15 protein-coding genes are annotated in these 17,691 nt (G+C 61.1%); 5 read left to right on the forward strand and 10 right to left on the reverse strand.

Going from position 1 to position 17,691, the window contains the following annotated elements; genetic code table 11:
* Positions 1–146: 146 nt before the first annotated feature.
* The 3 genes from ACFOW7_RS03565 to ACFOW7_RS03575 form a co-directional block, all read right to left on the reverse strand.
* Positions 147–524 carry a hypothetical protein gene (locus ACFOW7_RS03565; protein WP_378161097.1) on the reverse strand — a complete coding sequence of 126 codons (378 nt, stop codon included), beginning with the start codon at positions 522–524 and terminating at the stop codon, positions 147–149.
* 9 nt (positions 525–533) lie between these two features.
* On the reverse strand, positions 534–824 hold the full coding sequence (locus ACFOW7_RS03570; RefSeq protein WP_378161099.1) for a hypothetical protein: 291 nt from the start codon (positions 822–824) through the stop codon (positions 534–536).
* A gap of 90 nt (positions 825–914) precedes the next feature.
* Positions 915–3,020 (reverse strand): bacterial transcriptional activator domain-containing protein, encoded by a 2,106-nt coding sequence (locus ACFOW7_RS03575; protein WP_378161101.1) that lies wholly within the window; start codon positions 3,018–3,020, stop codon positions 915–917.
* Between the two features lie 295 nt (positions 3,021–3,315).
* Between ACFOW7_RS03575 and chrA the strand changes: the two genes are divergently transcribed.
* On the forward strand, positions 3,316–4,521 hold the full coding sequence (chrA, locus tag ACFOW7_RS03580) for a chromate efflux transporter (protein ID WP_378161103.1): 1,206 nt from the start codon (positions 3,316–3,318) through the stop codon (positions 4,519–4,521).
* A 274-nt stretch (positions 4,522–4,795) separates the two neighbouring features.
* Here chrA and ACFOW7_RS03585 read toward each other — a convergent pair whose 3' ends face one another.
* The 3 genes from ACFOW7_RS03585 to ACFOW7_RS03595 all read right to left on the reverse strand — a co-directional run bounded on the left by ACFOW7_RS03585 (position 4,796) and on the right by ACFOW7_RS03595 (position 9,686).
* Positions 4,796–6,421, reverse strand: coding sequence for a hypothetical protein (locus tag ACFOW7_RS03585; RefSeq protein ID WP_378161105.1), 1,626 nt, complete (start codon positions 6,419–6,421; stop codon positions 4,796–4,798).
* Positions 6,422–6,819: 398 nt separating this feature from the next.
* A complete protein-coding gene (locus ACFOW7_RS03590; RefSeq protein WP_378161107.1) occupies positions 6,820–8,619 on the reverse strand; it encodes a vWA domain-containing protein in 1,800 nt (599 codons plus the stop codon).
* Complete coding sequence (locus ACFOW7_RS03595; protein WP_378161109.1) at positions 8,616–9,686, reverse strand: AAA family ATPase; 1,071 nt, start codon at positions 9,684–9,686, stop codon at positions 8,616–8,618. Before ACFOW7_RS03595 ends, ACFOW7_RS03590 begins: the two co-directional genes overlap by 4 nt.
* A gap of 179 nt (positions 9,687–9,865) precedes the next feature.
* Between ACFOW7_RS03595 and ACFOW7_RS03600 the strand changes: the two genes are divergently transcribed.
* A complete protein-coding gene (locus tag ACFOW7_RS03600; protein WP_378161112.1) occupies positions 9,866–10,597 on the forward strand; it encodes a substrate-binding periplasmic protein in 732 nt (243 codons plus the stop codon).
* A gap of 347 nt (positions 10,598–10,944) precedes the next feature.
* On the opposite strand, the gene ACFOW7_RS03605 is transcribed toward ACFOW7_RS03600, so the two are convergent.
* The 3 genes from ACFOW7_RS03605 to ACFOW7_RS03615 form a co-directional block, all read right to left on the reverse strand.
* Entirely contained in the window at positions 10,945–13,137 is a 2,193-nt protein-coding gene (locus ACFOW7_RS03605; RefSeq protein ID WP_378161114.1) for an ATP-binding protein, read from the reverse strand.
* Positions 13,134–13,694: a biliverdin-producing heme oxygenase gene (locus ACFOW7_RS03610; protein ID WP_378161115.1), complete on the reverse strand. Its 561-nt coding sequence runs from the start codon at positions 13,692–13,694 to the stop codon at positions 13,134–13,136. Before ACFOW7_RS03610 ends, ACFOW7_RS03605 begins: the two co-directional genes overlap by 4 nt.
* A 240-nt stretch (positions 13,695–13,934) precedes the next feature.
* Positions 13,935–15,041 (reverse strand): anhydro-N-acetylmuramic acid kinase, encoded by a 1,107-nt coding sequence (locus ACFOW7_RS03615; RefSeq protein WP_378161117.1) that lies wholly within the window; start codon positions 15,039–15,041, stop codon positions 13,935–13,937.
* A 179-nt stretch (positions 15,042–15,220) separates the two neighbouring features.
* On the opposite strand from ACFOW7_RS03615, the gene tyrS reads away from it, so the two are divergent.
* The 3 genes from tyrS (at position 15,221) to ACFOW7_RS03630 (ending at position 17,359) form a co-directional block, all read left to right on the forward strand.
* Complete coding sequence (gene tyrS / locus ACFOW7_RS03620) at positions 15,221–16,447, forward strand: tyrosine--tRNA ligase (protein ID WP_378161119.1); 1,227 nt, start codon at positions 15,221–15,223, stop codon at positions 16,445–16,447.
* A 103-nt stretch (positions 16,448–16,550) separates the two neighbouring features.
* Positions 16,551–16,898 carry a hypothetical protein gene (locus tag ACFOW7_RS03625; protein WP_378161121.1) on the forward strand — a complete coding sequence of 116 codons (348 nt, stop codon included), beginning with the start codon at positions 16,551–16,553 and terminating at the stop codon, positions 16,896–16,898.
* A 107-nt stretch (positions 16,899–17,005) separates the two neighbouring features.
* Positions 17,006–17,359: a helix-turn-helix domain-containing protein gene (locus ACFOW7_RS03630; RefSeq protein ID WP_378161122.1), complete on the forward strand. Its 354-nt coding sequence runs from the start codon at positions 17,006–17,008 to the stop codon at positions 17,357–17,359.
* Between the two features lie 2 nt (positions 17,360–17,361).
* Here ACFOW7_RS03630 and ACFOW7_RS03635 read toward each other — a convergent pair whose 3' ends face one another.
* Positions 17,362–17,607 carry a hypothetical protein gene (locus tag ACFOW7_RS03635; RefSeq protein WP_378161124.1) on the reverse strand — a complete coding sequence of 82 codons (246 nt, stop codon included), beginning with the start codon at positions 17,605–17,607 and terminating at the stop codon, positions 17,362–17,364.
* Positions 17,608–17,691: the final 84 nt, after the last annotated feature.

Raw genomic sequence — 17,691 nt, forward strand, 5'->3', positions numbered from 1 at the left:
AACGAGTGGCTAAGGCATTGCCATTTAAATCCAAGTCGCCGCTAAGCCTGGTGGAGCGCTGTGCGCTGGTGCTTTGAGGTCTGGACACGCTGACTCCACGTGGGCTGGATATGCTCCAGTAGCGACTCCGCTTCGAACGGAACGCGTCAACCCTTGGGTTTGGCCGAAATGGGCAGCGGGGCCTTGAATTCTGCCTTGCACGATTCCCCGCCCTTGGGCAGCGGCGTCCGGTAGCCGGTCTCGCTGCGCAGCGATTGCAGAACCGCGGCGGTCAGATGCTTCTCGACCTCATAGACGCTGCCATTCAGCATCACCTTGAGCAGCAGCAGATTGGTGGTCTGGCCGTTGGTATACGGTGCCGTCACCTGGGCCATGACCCCGCCTGCGTCGCTTGGCAGGATTTTGCAGTCGAGCTGCATATAGCGGACTTCGCCATCGGCAGGATTGCGGCCGGCCAGTGCCGGGGTGGTCAGCAGGGTGGCGCTCAGCAGGGCCAGCAGGGCGGGACGGACAGCATGCTTCATTACGTTCTCCTAGGTATGGATGCAAAGGGACCCGACCGGATCGTCATCGAGCAGCACATAGACCGTTGTCGGTTGGGCCAGCAGCGTCAGCAGGGGCAGCAGGCTGGTCTGCGGCAGGAAACCGACGCCATGGTCCAGGGCGGCTGATACCTGGGCGGCCGGCAGACGGCGGTCGGGGTCGAGAAAGCCGAGTTCGGCCACTTCCCGCTCACCGTCGCTCCACAGCTTGAGCCGCACCATGCCGCCACCGGCTTCGAACCAGACGCTATGACGGCGTATCGGGTAATGTCGAGAGGCCATGACGGAATCACTTTTCGGGCAAGGACACAGTCCGCGCCGGCCGGTCGGTCGTCTGCGCTGCGTCTGATCGGCAGAATAAGCGCCGTGGTCCTACTGATTTCCTACCGCAGCCGAAATTTCCCGCGCCAGCCGTTCCGTCTCGGCAGACGGGCGGATCCCCAGCAGGATCGACAACATATCGCGACAACGCCGATAGGTCCGCAACGCCTCGGCCTGCCGCCCGAGCCGCAGATAGACGCCCATCAGCCGCCGATACAGCGATTCGGCCAGCGGATCGGCATCGGTCGCCCGCTCATACAGCCGCACCGTTTCCTCGGCCAGACCCAACACTTCCAACCGTGCGCCCAGCCGGTCCACCGTGCCGACAAAGCGTTTGCGCAGCCGCTCACGGGCTTCGAGCGCCCAGGGGGCTTCCTCGTGTTCCAGAAACGGCGCCCGGTAAAGCGCAAGCAGGCGGGTGGCCTGGGTGTTGAGCCTTGGGGCGTCGGCCTCTTCGGAGCGGTCGATGGTTTCTGCCAGCGACAGGAAAGCATGGACGTCGCTCCATACCGAGTCGTCCTGCAAGCCCAGCTTGCCGCCATCGAGATTGACCACCGGAGCGTCATCGAGCAGGCGACGCAACCGCAGCAATGCCGCATCGAACGATTTACGCCGCGCCTCGCCTTCGGCTTCGGGCCACAGGCATTCCATCACCCGGGCCACGCCCAGCGGTCGGCCGCCGTTGGCCAGCAGCAGCTTCAGCAGTTCCAGCGGTTTGTTCTGTGCTTTGGCGCCAAAGGTCAGCGGCTCGCCGCGCAGCTGCAGCGAAAAGCTGCCGAAGGCGTGCAGATGGGCCTGACAGGGCCATTGCTCCAGCGTCGGGTCAGGGTTACGCAACTGCCGATAGCGGATCAGCCGCCGCACATAAGTGGGCTCCAGATCGAGCGCCAAGGCCCGCGCACAGCGCTCGGCCACCACATTGGGCAGCCACCAGGCCGAAGTGGTCAGATATTGCTCGTGGGCACCAAGCTTCAGTGCCGTGGCGAGCCGCGCATCGGCTTCGTCTTCGTATCCCATCCGCGCCAGACAGGCACTGCCGAGCAAGGCACAGGAAAAGCGCAGCAAACCCGCATCGATTCGCTCACCGATGGCCCCGGCGGCCTCGAACTGTTGCAGCGCCGGTTCAGCCTCGCCGCGTGCCAGCAGCACCAGGGCCAGACTGACGTGATGGACGGCCGTTCGGTAAGCACCGCCGATCTCGCCCGAGTTGATCAGGGTGGTGCGGGCGTATTCGAGCGCAGTCTTGAGTTCGCCGCGCAACAGGGTCAAACCGGTGCGCAGATTCCAATAATGGGTCTGATCCCCCGGCGTTGCCGTTTCGACAAACGGACGCATCGCTTCGAGATAGTGTTCGGCCCGGTCGGCATCGTGGGCGGACAGGGCAATCGAGACACCCTTGGAATTGAGGGCATAGGCCTGATGCGGCGCCGCCGCTTCCCGGCATAGCGGCAAGCCGGCTTCGACCGCCGCCAGGCCGCGTTCATGGTCGGCCACGAAGCGGCAATAGGTGGCGACGCTTTGATACCAGTGAATCGCCTCGATCGGCTTCAAACCGCCGTCGGCGACACTGCTGTTGACCGCATCGATAATCGCCCCGCTTTTGCCGAAATTGCCGCGCCAGATGTAATGCTGGAGCAGAAAATTGGCCAGACGCAGCCGCTGCAAACCGCGCGGCAGCTTACGCAGCAGGATTTCCCCGCGCTCGGCCCAGCGGGTCAGCAGCGGATGCGACTGATCGCGCAGCAGCACGGCAATGCCGCAGGCCATGACCTGGACCTCGACTTCAGGCGACAACCACCCTTCATCGGTCGGTAGGCACTTCAGCAAGGTGGCAATCCAGTCGTCCAGCGGCGCCAGGCTTTCTTCGTCGTCGTGGAAGGTCTCGATGACGGCTGCACAGCCCAGCAGCTTGCCAAGCGGGTCGCCCTGCGCGCAGAAGGTCTGATAGGCCGCTTCCAACAGTCGGCGCGCCTCGTCGGGCGGCTGCTGGACGGCCAGCAGCGACTGCCAATAAGTTGACCAGGGCAACAGGCGGGCACGTTCGGTGTCCGTCACCGACGGCACGGCCAGCGTGCGCCAGCGTTCGGGTTGCGCCAGTAGGGCGGGAGTCTGGTCGCGGAGCCGGCGCTCCTCGCAAAGATCGTCGGGTGGGTTCATGGGGCGCCAGTCTGGAAGAGCGATGTTCCCTACGTCAACGGCAGGAAGCCAGCCTTATATCGCTTTCCATATGATTTTCCGTTCGATAGACGGCGCTGGCGTGTGTTTGGGAATAAAAAGTGAGACAGACAGGGCTAGGCTCACACCACGGAAGAGATCATTGCTTGAGCCATAAGCTCGATTCCAGAACCGGCCGACCATTGGCCGGCAGTTTCCCGTAGCATCGCGCAGTCCACTTTGCCCCGCGTATTTCGATTATCTTGGCTCAATACAGCACCACATCAAGATACCGACCATGACTGAGACCACTCAGCCTGACCGCAGCCCTTGGGCTGTCTTTTTGATCTTTCTCCGACTCGGTCTGACTTCCTTCGGTGGCCCGGTTGCCCATCTGGGCTACTTCCGTGCTGAATTCGTCACGCGGCGGCAGTGGTTGACCGAGCGCAGCTATGCCGATCTGGTCGCCTTGTGCCAATTTCTGCCAGGGCCTGCCAGCAGCCAGGTCGGGATCGCGCTCGGGCTGTCCCGCTCCGGCTATCTCGGGGCGGTGGCCGCCTGGGCGGGCTTCACGCTGCCGTCCGCGCTTCTGTTGATCCTGTTTGCACTGGGCATCGCCAACTACGGACAAGCGATGCCGTCTGGCATGCTGCACGGCTTGAAGATCGTGGCCGTAGCGGTGGTGGCACAAGCGGTATGGGGAATGGCGCGCCAGCTCTGTCCCGATGCCCCACGTATCACCATCATGGTGGCGGCGGCCTGCCTGGTACTTCTGGTGCCCTCGATTTGGGGGCAGGTAGGGGTCATCGTCATGGCTGCGGTGATTGGCCTGTTGAGATTCAAGCCGCCGCCCGAGGCCAGGCACGACCCCTTGCCGATCGCCATCGGCCGTCGGGTTGGCCTGGTCTGGCTGCTGCTGTTCCTTGCACTGCTGATGGGCTTGCCGTTGTTGACGGTCTGGTTCCCGCATCAGGCGCTGTCGATGGTGGATGCCTTCTACCGGGCCGGGTCACTGGTCTTTGGGGGCGGTCATGTCGTGTTGCCGCTATTGCAGGCCGAAGTCGTGCCTTCGGGTTGGGTCGGCAATGACACCTTTCTCGCAGGCTACGGCGCTGCACAGGCCGTCCCTGGTCCTCTATTCACCTTTGCAGCCTTTCTTGGCGCCTCGATGAACCAGACACCCTCCGGCTGGCTGGGTGGCTCGATCTGTCTGCTGGCGATCTTTGTTCCATCGTTTCTGCTGGTGATGGGAGCCTTGCCGTTCTGGGAGCACTTGCGTCGCCACACCCACACACAGGCGGCGTTGTCGGGCATCAATGCGGCTGTGGTGGGCCTGTTGCTGGCTGCACTGTATCAACCGGTCTGGATCAGTGCGATCCATGCACCGCGGGACTTTGGCTTGGCCCTCGTGGCACTGGTGGCCCTGATGTTCTGGAAACTGCCGCCATGGCTGGTGGTGGTGTGCAGTGGTGTCGTGGGCTGGTTGTCAGCCACGGTTTTCTGAGATTTCCACTAAAGCTTTTTACGGCAGGTCGATCCGCTTGCATGCCTCGTGCTGTTGGATCGGTCCGTGGCCGGAATGAACAATAGGGCTTCCCATAACGGAAGCCCTATCTCTCTAAATATCCTGCTTTTGTATCGATAGATTTTTAGTGGAAATCACGGAGAAGCACGTATTTGCTTTTACATCTGGACACTACTGCTTGCATTTGGCCTCCTATGTCTCCTGAACCACTGATTCTGTCCATTGATAGTTCCAGAGGATAGTTAGTCCTGCCTTATTTCCTCCAGTAAGCCGCGTAGCGCCGTTCGCCGTTGGAGACATAGCCCGTGACCGCTTCGGTCAGATAGCCGTCGCCGGTGTTGTCCGACCATTCGGTCTGATACTCGGCGCTGGTCATGCCGTGGCGGGCCGGACCATCGCCCTGGACGCCGCTGCGCCAGATGGCCACAAAGCGCGCTTGGCCGTTGTCGTCATAGGTGTTGAGGTAGACCAGCTTGCGACCTGCCTGTTGATGGGTGGTATACGCCTGTTGGTAGCCCGCTGCCGTCAGATTGGTTTCCGTCACCACGGTGGCAGCGGTCTTTTCGTACAGACCCGCGTAGTAGCGCTGGCCATTGAGCGAAACCACCGAGATCACCGTGGGTTTCCAACCCTGTTGGGTCAGTTCGAGATGACGCTGCGCCTGGGCGGCAGCCGACAGACCGTGGTAGGCGGCGACAGCGGGGCCGCCGTCCTTGACGAAGATCGCGGCATAGCGAATCTCGTTGCCCTCGACATGGGTCTCGACCTGGATGGGTCGATAGCCCTTGTCCTTCCAGGCGTTGTATTCGGCCTGGTATTGGGCACCGTCGAGACCATGGCGGGCGGCCCAGGGCGTACCGTCGGCGGGACGGAAGATCACGTCGTAATAGGTCTGGCCCTGAAAGCGGTAGGCATCGACCCAATGCATTCGGTAGCCGGAGCCGGCGATCAACTGGGCGTTCTGCTGATACATCGAAGCCGACAGACCATGGCGGGCGACTTCGGCCGAGCCCGACGCAATGCCGGGCAGTATCAGCGAATTGCCGACGCTGTCGGTGATCGCGCTGCCGTTGAGCTTTTCCCAGGCGCCGGGATTGGCTGGCGCATTGCTGGCCAGATCCTGCCGCCAGGCGTTGTAGAACGGCATGGCCACGGCTGGGCAGGTGTTGTTGCCGCTCAGCGGTACCGCATGGATATGGATATGCGGTCCGGTCGAATTGCCCGAGTTGCCGGCGCGGCCGATGAATTGCCCTTTCTTCACCTTGGGCCGTTGGCCTTCGGGAATATAGGAATCCTGCGGGAAGCCGGTGCTCGGCTTGCCGGTATCGGGGCAGACACTGGGCAGGCGGACCGTGACATCGGTCGCATAGACCGAATGCTTGGGGCACAGCGCCGCCGGCACGGTGCCTTGCTGCATATGGGCCACCAGGAAGGCCCGGCCGCCCGGCGTCTTGATGATCATATGGTTGCCCGAAGTGAAGATGGTCTTCGGCACATTGACGCCCGAGCCGTTGACCGCGTCGAGCTTTTCGCCCGGTTTCGGGTTGTCGGGATTATTGCGCCAGCAACTGATGACTTCGCCTTCGATCGGGGCATACAGCGGCATGCCGAAAGTCAGATGTTTGTCGTTGCTTGGGGCAGCCTGATATTCGGCGGCCGTGATGCCGTCCTTGCGGCTGGTCCAGGCCTGGGTGGTGGCATCCCAGCGGCGGATTTTCAGATCAAGGATATACGGCCCTTCGCTGAACTCGTCGACGACCCAGTAATGACCGGCTCCCAGATCGGTCCCGCGGGCGGGAAACAGATACTTTTCGTCGGCCAGTGCGGTAAAGGTGGTCAACAGTCCGCAGGACATTGCGATGCAGCTAGCTACTCTCATGTTGCGCTCCCAGGTGGGTTGATGGCGGCACGTCGCGGGATGCGGCGTGCGGTGTGGCCACTGTAGGGAGGGCGGTCCTACCGATTTCCTACCGTTCGGAAAAGTCGTGAATTGTTGGCTGCGGAAGTGCCGGCCAAAGCAAAGCGGATGCTCTGTCTGACGCGGCTGCGAAGAGCCTGTCCACGCCACACGATCAGAGCATCCACTTAAAATTCATCGTTAAAAATGGCGTCCAAAAAAAACAAAAGGTCGCAGGGGGCGTTAGCTGCAAAGCAACGTAACGCACCATTGCTCATTTGCCAGATATATCTTGCATAGGAGGCGATGATGGGAGAGGTTTCTCAATCTGATCCATCCCATTGTGCCGATTCTAGTGGGCGCCAAATTGAAATCGACCACTATGCAATTTCAAACACCTTTCCACGCGGCGCAAACGGCAATCGATTGCCCTGCGGCAGCAAATAGGCATGTTCGCCCGGTACTGTCAGCCGGTCCTCGCAATAGCCATCGGTAATGATCAATAGTGGCCCGGCCGGCGGGAAATCGCCGCTGGCCATGGCGTACTTGAAATGATCGAGACCTGGTTGCAGCACCGTGCCGCCACGGCCATGGACCGACAGCCGATCGAGCAGGCGCTCCGGTGCGATCCAGCCTTCGTCATGCGCTGCCGCATCGCAACACACCAGGCGCACCGCAAACACATCGCGCGCCAAGGCATAGCTGGCGATGGCGCCCAGGGCCATGCCCAGCAGCTTGGGCGCCATCGAGCCCGAGGTATCGAGCAGCACGCCGAACACCCGGGCATGGCGGATATCGTCGGGGGGCGGAATCTGTCCTGGTCGCGGAATGGTCGGGGTACTGGTCTGCCGCCGCGACGGCCGGGCATAGCTGCGCCGCACTTCAAGCGGCGGGAAATGCTGGTCGAACCACTCGGCCAGTTGCACATCCCAGGGGATCGGCGGTTGGGACAGACTGCGGATTTCCTCGACCAGTCCTGCCGGCAACCAGCCACGCTGCTCGTTGAAACAGCGCTCCATCCCTTGCAGCAGGGCACGGCGGCAGTAGGCCTCGGCGTCGGTGAATAGCTCGCTGCTGCTTTCACCGACCATATCGGCAAGGCCGGTGCCACGCAGCGTGGCGAGCTTGCGGGCGCGCCGGATATCGGTGGCCAGATGATCGTAGATCTCTTCGGCCGACCAGCGCTTGAACTGCGGGTCGAGCAGTCCGCCCACCGGTGGCGGCGTGCCGACGCCCATTTCCACCAGCCAGGCGTTGATGGCGAAATCGCAGGCGGCATTCCATAACAGCGGATCGCGTCCGCGTCGCCGCGAGCTGTGGTTAAGCCCGGCGTGCAGCAGTTCATGGGCGAAGACGAACAGCGCCTCGCTTTCACTGAGGCCAGCGCTGGGGTTCATCCAGATCCGCCGTGCCCCGACATCGATGGCGGCTACCTGGATGTCGTACTGCTGGCAGATCCGAATGTCCTCTTCGAGATCGAAACTCGCAGCCAGTGCACCCAGCAGGGGATAGGTATTGATCAACTGCCGTCTGGCCTTGCTGGCGATGCTGAGCGGCTTGGCCAGGGCGTTGTCATCGACCACTTCGCCACCGGCAATCCGGATCGCCCGGCCGGCACCGTAGGCGATGCCCTCGGCCAGCAGGGCTTTCCAGGCAGGTCGGTTGGGCGACGGTGGATGATCGAGGTGATTGAACAGGGGCCGGCCACCGCCGAACAGATCGCGCCATTCGATCAGGCCAGCCGAGGGCGGATCGCGTTGCAGCAGGGCAAACAGTGCTTGCTCACCGCCGGGGGGCAGTGCAAACAGCGGCGCATCGTGGTTGTCTGGCAGACGGCCAATTTTGGCGTCGCGGCAGAAATCGTGGACGCTCAATAGTGCCGTCAATTCCCACAAGGGCTGTGGGTCGCGCGGGCGGACCAGTTCAAAGCCGAGCATCAGGGCGGCCATGGCGCCGATGCGCAGCCAATGTTCGGGCTCGGCCCGGCGCTTGCCGTTGAGCCAGATTTCGCCGCTGGCATCGAGACTGAACCAGCCTTTGCCGGCCACCTTGCGCTGATCCTGGCACGACAAGAAGCGGATATGCCCGGCCAGATGGCCCAGCACCGGATGGCAGTACAACAACTGCAACCCGGCCTGGCGCGCCTGCGCAGCCGGGTCTTTGACTTCACGGCGCTTCATGAGCGGACCTTGTCGCGATTGGCAAGACGCGGCAGATCGCGCGCCACTTCGACCAGAAACCATGGCGGCAGTCGGCGGCCCTGTTCGTCTTCGGACAGCACCGATTGGGCAATCTCGACGCTGATGCGCGCCAGTTCACGCAGCCGGTCCTTGGCCCGCAGCGTCAATTGATGATGTTCCGCGCGCAGCGCCGATTCGTCCTGCGGCAACTCCTTGCGCAGATGGGCGCGGAATGATTGCGCCAGGAAGAACAGCACATCACGATCAGCGGGCTGATCGGGCCAGCGGGTGTCGCCTTTGATGATCGACGTCAGGGTGTGCTTCTGGCGGATCTGCTTGATAAAGCCTTTGAAATTGCCGGCATGGGCCGGCGACAGCAGACCATAGGCCAGCGCTTCGATCATCTCGTCGCTGATGTTCTCGCCAAACGACTGCAAGGCGTCGGACAACATATGCCAGCTGCGCGGCGTGGAAAAACTCTCTTCATGCTTGGGCGGCTCGTGCCACAGATGGTCGGGGCGCAGCTGGATATATTCGATCACCCAGGGGTGCAGCGCGCCGTCGTTGAGCGCCCAATCGAGCCATTGACGGTGATCGGCCCGCAGATGGATATGGGCCATCCGATTGATCAGGGCCGACGGCATCGGTTTGACAATGGCGGCATCCTTGCCGCGATTGCCGGCGCCAACCACGATGGTGCCGGCCGGCAATTGATATTCGCCGACCCGCTGCTCCAGGATCAGCGAATAGAACGCCTTCTGGATTTCATGCGAGGAGGCGTTGAGTTCGTCGAGAAACAGCACAAAAGGCTGTTCGCGCACGATATTGGACGGAGGGAAGAAACGGGAACAGCGCCCGTCGATCTGCGGTACCCCCAGCAAATCTTCAGGAGCCAGCTGACTGCCCAGCAGCGAAATGCACTCAAGGCCGACCGCGTCGGCAAAACGGCGCACCAGCGCGCTTTTGCCGATACCTGGCGCACCCCAGATAAAGACGGGCCGCACCACGGCCACATTCAACAAGAAATCAAAGGCTTGCGCCGGAGATAACAGAATATGGGAATTCATAAAATAAAAAATCAGGTAGTTAAAGAGCGAGAACCGGGCCGCCACGATAATCGGTTCAAACGATCATGCCAATGGTCTTGTTTACCGTCGAGCTGCCACCTCGTCGCCCGTCGATTCACTTCCTGTGCCGCCCAACTATGCTGGAACAGCACATCGTTCAGGAAGTAAGGAGCACAGCAATGAATCCAAGCAAGGTCATGGCGCTAGCTTGTCTGGTCGGCATGCTAGGCACGGCCCAGGCGGCCGAGGAAGTTTCCCTGACCAATGGCGAATGGCCGCCTTACCAGTCGGAACACGAGCCGCACTACGGCATTGCCAGTCATATCGTCACCGAAGCATTTGCCCAGGAAGGCATCAAGGTCCGCTATTCGTTCATGCCGTGGAAACGCGCCTATATCGAAGCCGAGGAAGGCCGCCACGATGGCTCGCTGGTCTGGACCTACGAGCCTGAACGCGGCGAGAAATTCCTGTTCAGCGATGCGGTGTTCGAAGGCAAGTCGGTGTTCTTCCATCTGAAGAAATTCCCGTTTGAATGGAAGACCTTCGATGACCTGACCAAGGTCCGGGTCGGCGGTACCTTGGGCTACAAGTACGAGTTCGAGAAAAACCCTGCGATCCAGGTCGACCGTGCCAATAGCGATGTCGATAGCTTCCGCAAGATGCTCAAGGATCGCTTCGACATCTTCCCTTCAGACCTCAAAGTCGGCTATGCCACGCTGCGCGCCAACTTCACCCCGGCCGAGGTCAACCAGATCACCCACCATCCACGTGCCTACAATGTGGTGACCTACCATCTGATCCTGAACAAGAAAAACCCACGCAGCGCCAAGCTGATGGCCGCCTTTAACCGTGGCTTGAAGAAGTTGCGCGACAGTGGACGCTATGCCGAGTACTACGGGCCGGCGGATTGAGCCGTCCGGGAGCGTTGGAAGAGAAAAGGAAAAAATCAGGAAAAACGCTTGCTAGATACAGAGATGAATTTAAACATAAAAGAATGTTTTATGTTTTTTGATACCCAAAGCGCTGGATGATCGACCCCAGCGCTTTTCCATCTCCCTCACAGTGTCCAGCAGCAGCGCTCCACCCCAACACGCTCTGCTTAAACGTGGCGTCCAATCTGGCTGACATCGCAGCGTGGACAGGACGTGGAGTACGGCTCCAGCTCCAATCCAGTCTTCACAGGGAAGGAAGTCATGAGGCACGACGCCGTTTGGTGGCAGCGGGACTCTCGGTTCTTTTAACATCCGTCCAAGTCCGGTTACGCCGGTTTTGCCTCGCCATGCAAGGGCAGGCGAATGGTAAACATCACCTGATCGCTGATATAGCGGTAACTCAGGCTGCCGCTGTGCTCGGTGGCGATGGCGTAGGCGATATAGAGGCCCAGTCCCAGTCCCGAAGGATTACGTGGATTGGCCGCCGATTGGCGTTTGAGCGGATTGAACAGAATCGGCACCAGCTCGGCCGGAATCGGTTCGCCGCTATTGCTGACTTCGATCACGGCATAGCCGTCTTCGGCGGCGAGCCGGACGAATACCGGCAGTCCTGGCTGGCCGTGGTGACGCGCGTTGCTGAGCAGATTGGACACCATCTGCATCACCCGGTCCGGATCGGCCGGAGCGATCAGATCGTTTTCCAGTGCATAGGCCAGCACCATGCCCGGGTTGGCCAGTTCGGTTTCATCGAGCAGACGGCGCATCAGCACGCTCAGATCGGTGGGCGCGATCGAAAGGCCAAGTCCCATGCCGTTCTGGATCCGGGTCATATCGAGCACCTGACCGATCAGCCGTTCCATCCGTCCGGTGCTGGCGTGGATCTGGCGGGCCATTCGGCTGTTTTCCTGCCGGTATTCCATCAGTTGCGCCGCCATGCTGATCGCCTGCAAGGGGCTGCGCAGATCGTGCCCCAGCACGGCCAATAGCTGTGCCCGCGCCCGTTCCAGCTCGACGGTGCGGCTGATGCAGGCGCGGTTGAGGTCGTCGAGCAACTGGCTGATGATCGAGCGATCAAGCTCGTCCCAAGGGCAACTGGTGCCGTGGACCGTCTCACGCCATTCCTCGAACGAGCCGCGCGGCGTCAGGCGCGGACCGAGCGGGCCGACGGTGAGGTGTTTCTCCGGCTTGCCGCCCCAGCGTACCGTCTTGATCTGCTCATGGCGCAGCCAGACCAGCCAGCCGCCGTGGATGGCGTCGTAACGGATCGCCGCCAACCCGCAGAACGGCGACAGCGAGGCGGCCAGCGGCGGTGGGAGTTCATCGAATCGATCGGTGAAATAGATGTCCTGTTCCAGGGTATCGAGCCAGGTCAGCAGCTCGCGGGTGGTGTCGCGCGCCAGTTCGCCTTCGACGGCCTGCTTGGTCAGAAAACCCACCACACAGGCATTGGCCCGCAATAAGCGGCTCAGTTCGGGCAGCAAGGGAGTGAAACCGCTGACCAGCTCGTCTTGATGGGTAATCACCGCCGCAAGCCTCGAACGCAGCTCGGCCGCCGCTTCGAGTCGTCCCGCCACCGCCTGGGCCTGGGCGCTCTGAACGCCTACTGCCAGCAACTGGCTCAGTACGTCGCACGACATCCGGATCGCATAAGGCACCCGATGCGGCGACAGATGATGGCAGGCGATCAATCCCCATAGGCGGCCGTTGAGCACGATGGACAGACTCATCGAGGCCCGCACGCCCATATTGCTCAGATATTCGACATGGATCGGTGACACGCTGCGCAGCACCGAAAAGGTCTGGTCAAGCGGCGAGCCGTCGGATGACAGCAGCGGCACCGGCGCGAGCCCCACATCGGCGATCAGGCGCAAGGTATTGATGGTGTAGAGCTGACGCGCCTGGGCCGGGATGTCACTGGCGGGATAACGCAGCCCCAGATAGGGATCGAGTCCGGCCTGACGCGCTTCCGCCACGACCTCGCCGCTGCCGTCGCTATGGAAACGGTAGGCCATCACCCGATCAAAGCCGGTCAGGGCGCGCATGGCGATGACCGCTTCGGCCAGCAAGGCGTGCAGATCGCGCTGGAACTGGAGCTTGAGCTTGCTCATATGGCGGTAGGCCATCAGGGCGAACTGGTTGAGTTCGGCCTCGCTGATGCTGCGCAGCTCGAATTCGGCGATCAGCCGGTGCTGGTGGACATGGAGCAGCAGATCGAAAGTCTGGCCGTTGAGCACCAGCTCATGGTGAACCGGCCCGCTTTCCCGGCCGATCAGCGCCTCGGCCAGCAGGGTCTCGAACGGTCCATGGAAGTCGGGGTGGCCCGCCAGATCGGTCGGCGCAAGCTGCTGACCCAGCGCCGGGAGCGTTGGCAATAGCGCCGAAGCATTGGCGCTCAGATGGGTCAGCCGACGCGAAAAATCGAACGCCAGCAGGGCGCCGTGCGGCTGGATCTGGCCAAGCAGATGGATCGGTTCCTGATCACAGTTGGCCAGCGAAACGGGTTCATGGGGGCTACTCATGATGGGCTGTCCAGCGCTAGTCCATGGGCCGCTCCGGCCTGGGCAAATGCCCATAAGGCCCCGGCGCGGGCTTCCTTACGCGCTGGATCAGCGGCACGCAGTGCAGCAATGAATCGTGGCCAGTCGTTGCCGGCACAGAGAAAACGTAAGGGATGTGGAGCCAGTTGGGCAGCCAGCCGCCGATGCAGCACCAGACCACCGAGCCGTGAACCTTCGGCGACATAGGCGACACCCCATAGGAAGGCTTCGTTATTGGCTGGGGCGGGAGGGCAGGGTGCGGCCGGGAGTGGCGTTTCTCCGGCTTCGCCCAGATCGGCATCGATCAGCGCCAGCCGGTCGGCGATTGCTGCCGGCATCGGTTGCCAGGCTGGTGAGTCGGCCTGTTCCCAGACCAGACTCAACTGATCGAGCCAACGCCGCATTGCCCGTAGATGGGCCAGATAGTCGCTCAGACCGGCATCCTCGCGGGCGATGGGAAGCGCGCTATCAAAGCGCTGATGGAGAGTCGCGGTCGTTTCACGTAGGTAGTGCAGGGGATCGCTGGCCGTGGAAATCACATTGAGAATCCGATGCTGGCCGTTAGTGCGCTAACGGCGGTGGCAGAAAGCCTGGTGTGCTCATTGAGCACAGAATCCGATCCAGGGCACGCCGGGCCATCATAAGCCAGCATAGGGAATTTGACGAACCCGGCTGTGCAGCAAATGGGAAAAGTGGATGGCCAATTATTTTCTAAATTCATTAGAATAGGCTATTTGTCTTGTAGAGTATTTTCTTGATTCTTTTATTTAAATTCCCGATCAGGCGATATGGACAGCGCCCAGGATACGGGCGCCCGCCGCGCCGGTCACTTCAGCCAGATTGCCCGGTTGCTTGAGCAGTCGCTGCCGGGCCAGCCAGGCAAAAGCAACGGCCTCGACCCAGTCGGGATCAAGATCGAGCATCGCGGTGGTAGAAACCCGCCGACTGGGCAATTGGTAGGCGAGGGCGGCAATCAGGGCCGTGTTATGGGCGCCACCGCCACAGACATAGACTTCACGGGCGTTCGGGGTGATCCGTTCGATGGCATGGGCAATGGTGAGGCTGGTCAGGGCCAGCAGCGTGGCCTGGACATCGACCGGCGGCAAGGGCGGCAACTGGGCCAGATGGCGGTCGAGCCAGTCGAGCTGGAACAGATCGCGGCCCGTGCTTTTGGGCGGCGGCTCGGCAAAGAAGGGTTCAGACAGCAGCCGGTCGAGCAGGGCCGGGTTAAGCCGCCCCGAAGCTGCCCAGGCGCCGTGGGCGTCGTAGTCGCGGCCGAGGTGACGTTGGATCCAGCCATCCATCAGCACATTGCCAGGTCCGGTGTCGAAGCCCGTGACGACGCCACCTGAGCCTGGCAGATCGGTCAGATTGGCAATACCGCCGACATTGACGATCACCCGATGCCGGTCTTCACGGCTGAATACCGCCTGATGGAAAGCCGGCACGAGTGGCGCACCCTGGCCACCCGCTGCGACATCGCGGCTGCGGAAGTCGGATACCACGCTGATGCCGGTGAGTTCGGCCAGCAGTGCGGCATTGCCGATTTGCAGGGTATAGCCATGTTCGGGCCGATGACGGATGGTCTGGCCATGCATGCCGATGGCGGCCACGGCAAGCGGGGGAATCTGGGCCTCGGTCAGCAGGTCGAGCGTAGCGCGGGCATAGGCTTCGGCCAGGGTATTGGCCGCAAGGGCGGCCCGGTGCAGCTCTTCGATACCGGGGCGTTGCAGGGCCAGCAGCTCGATGCGGAATTCGCTGGTAAACGGGCGACAGTCGGCGGCGATCACTCTGGGCCGGCCGTCGGCGAAATCGACCAGTGCGCAGTCGATACCGTCCAGACTGGTGCCGGACATCAGGCCCACAAAAAGAGAACGATTAGGCATGGCGGGGTTTGGCAGTTTTTGGGGTAAAATCGGCGCGATTTGCGCAAGGCGGGGCTATTTACTGCAACGCCGCGCCCGATGCAAGCCGTGTCCGGTCCGCATCGCCTTACAGATTACGAGCCTAGCAAAGCGACCAGTCAAACCCAAGGCAAGCCTTGACTGGCGTAACAGGATGCATTATGAGCGAAACCATTTCCGCCGCGACGCGATCTGCCCTGGAGCAGATCAAGCGCGGCGCCGACGAGCTGCTGGTTGAGTCCGAACTGGCCCAGAAGCTGGAAAAAAGTCAGGCAAGCGGCGTGCCGCTCAAGGTCAAGGCCGGCTTCGACCCGACTGCCCCCGATCTGCACCTGGGCCATACGGTGCTGCTCAACAAGATGCGGCAACTCCAGGACCTGGGTCATCACGCCCAGTTTCTGATCGGCGATTTCACCGGCCTGATCGGTGACCCCACTGGCAAGAATGCCACCCGTCCGCCGCTGACTCCGGAGCAGGTCGCGGCCAATGCCGAAACCTACGCTGCCCAAGTTTTCAAGATCCTTGACCCGGCCCGCACCGAGGTCATGTTCAATTCGAAATGGCTCGAAGCGCTGGGCGCCGCCGGCATGCTGCGCCTGGCTGCCACTCATACCGTGGCCCGGATGCTGGAGCGCGACGATTTCCATAAGCGCTTTCATGGCAATCAGCCGATCGCGATCCATGAGTTTCTCTACCCACTGATGCAAGGCTACGATTCGGTGGCCATGGGCTGCGATATCGAGCTGGGCGGCACCGATCAGAAATTCAATCTGCTGATGGGGCGGGAGCTGCAGAAGCACTACGGCCAGTCGCCGCAGTGCGTGTTGATGATGCCGCTGCTCGAAGGGCTCGACGGCGTCAATAAGATGTCCAAGTCACTGGGCAACTATATCGGTGTCGATGACCCGGCCAACGAGATGTTTGCCAAGGTGATGTCGATTTCCGACGATCTGATGTGGCGTTGGTACGATCTGCTGTCGTTCCGGCCGCTGAGCGAGATTCGGGGTTTCCGGGGTGAAGTCGAGGCGGGGCGTAATCCGCGCGACCTCAAAGTGATGCTGGGCCAGGAAATCGTCGCCCGGTTCCATTCGCAGCAGGCGGCTGAAGCGGCGCTACAGGATTTCCAGCGTCGTGCCGAGGGCGGTATTCCCGACGATGTGCCCGAGATCACCATTGCAATTACCGAGGGCGATTCGATGCAATTGGCTCAGGTGCTCAAGCAGGCGCAACTGGTGGCCAGTACCACCGAGGCGCGGCAGAAGATCGAGCAAGGCGGGGTGCGGATCGATTCGCAGAAGGTCGAAGACAAGGCGATGATGCTGACCCGGGGGACCGTCGCGGTGCTCCAGGTGGGCAAGCGGAAATACGCCAAGGTCATCCTGACCTGAAGCGGCGGCTGCCGAACCAGAGCGAGCCCGCCACTTCGGCGGGCTTTGCCGTTTACGAGCGGACTATGCGATGTAGAACTGTTACGGTGACAAGAGGTAAGTCATGGCGATAGATCAACGCGACGACAAGACCCAAGCCTTGCCAGGCATGGAAATCAAAAAAGCCGGCCGCCCACGCAAATACGTCGGCGACGCCCGCGAACGCGCCCGCGCCGCCTTGCGCGCCTACCGCAAGAACCAGTCGAAACTGTCGCAAGAGACCCAGAAGGCCGCCGCCAACGGCACAGCCATCCCGATCGGACGCGAACCGTTTTCCACCACCTTGCGCTCGGATCTGAAGAAACAGCTGAAGAAGCTGGCCAAACAGAGAAATTGCTGTGTCAATGAAGTGCTGGAACAGGTGTTGGACGATTATCTGAACCGCAATGGCTCAGGGAAGACTGCTCAGTAATATATAGGGGAAATTTGTAAATAACCCCTTTTATGTAGCCATTATTTTGATAATATTCCTGAGCCTGAGTATTTCTATCAGGTTTTTGTGCGGAATATTTTCATTATATGGCAAAGAAAATCAAACACTTAGAGGCCTGGAGGCTAGCCCGGTGGCGTAAGAGATCATACGCAACACCCGAGGAAATAAGAGTGGCCCGCGAGAAAGCGGGCCTTTCAATTTCTGACGCAGCGGCACTGTTGGCTGTATCAGAATCCACTATCAGAAACTGGGAACACGACAGAACGCGATGTCCTGTCGTTTACTGGGAATTCTTAATGATTGTGACATACGGAACAAGGTTTGACGCTCGCCTCCGTGATCTGAAAGTTGACCTTGTCAGGGAGGGCTATTGGGGGGTTGACAGGGAGTTCAAATTCCGATCAAGGGTAGCGCTGAATCAAGCGAAAGTATCACCGTGATACTAAGTGCGGGTGTTACTAAGCACCCGCACTAGGGAGCGCTGCTGAACCAATTGTGCACAATCCAAAAAATAGTTTTTGACCAAGCCCGGCGATGCCGGGCTTTTTGTCTTTCCGACCAGGTCGAAGCCGACCAGGTCGAAGCCGACCAGGTCGAAGCCGACCAGGTCGAAGCCGACCAGGTCGAAGCCGACCAGGTCGAAGCCGACCAGGTCGAAGCCGCGGCGCTCTACATCGAGCGCCGACACGAGATGTCATCTCGTGCATGTCTGCGACGCTCAGTTGTCGCGCACAGATCGCACACGAACACCGAGTTCACTTATCAGTGAACG

This window comes from Chitinimonas lacunae, assembly GCF_042650885.1.
In the GTDB taxonomy this organism is placed as follows: Bacteria; Pseudomonadota; Gammaproteobacteria; order Burkholderiales; family Chitinimonadaceae; genus Chitinimonas_A; species Chitinimonas_A lacunae.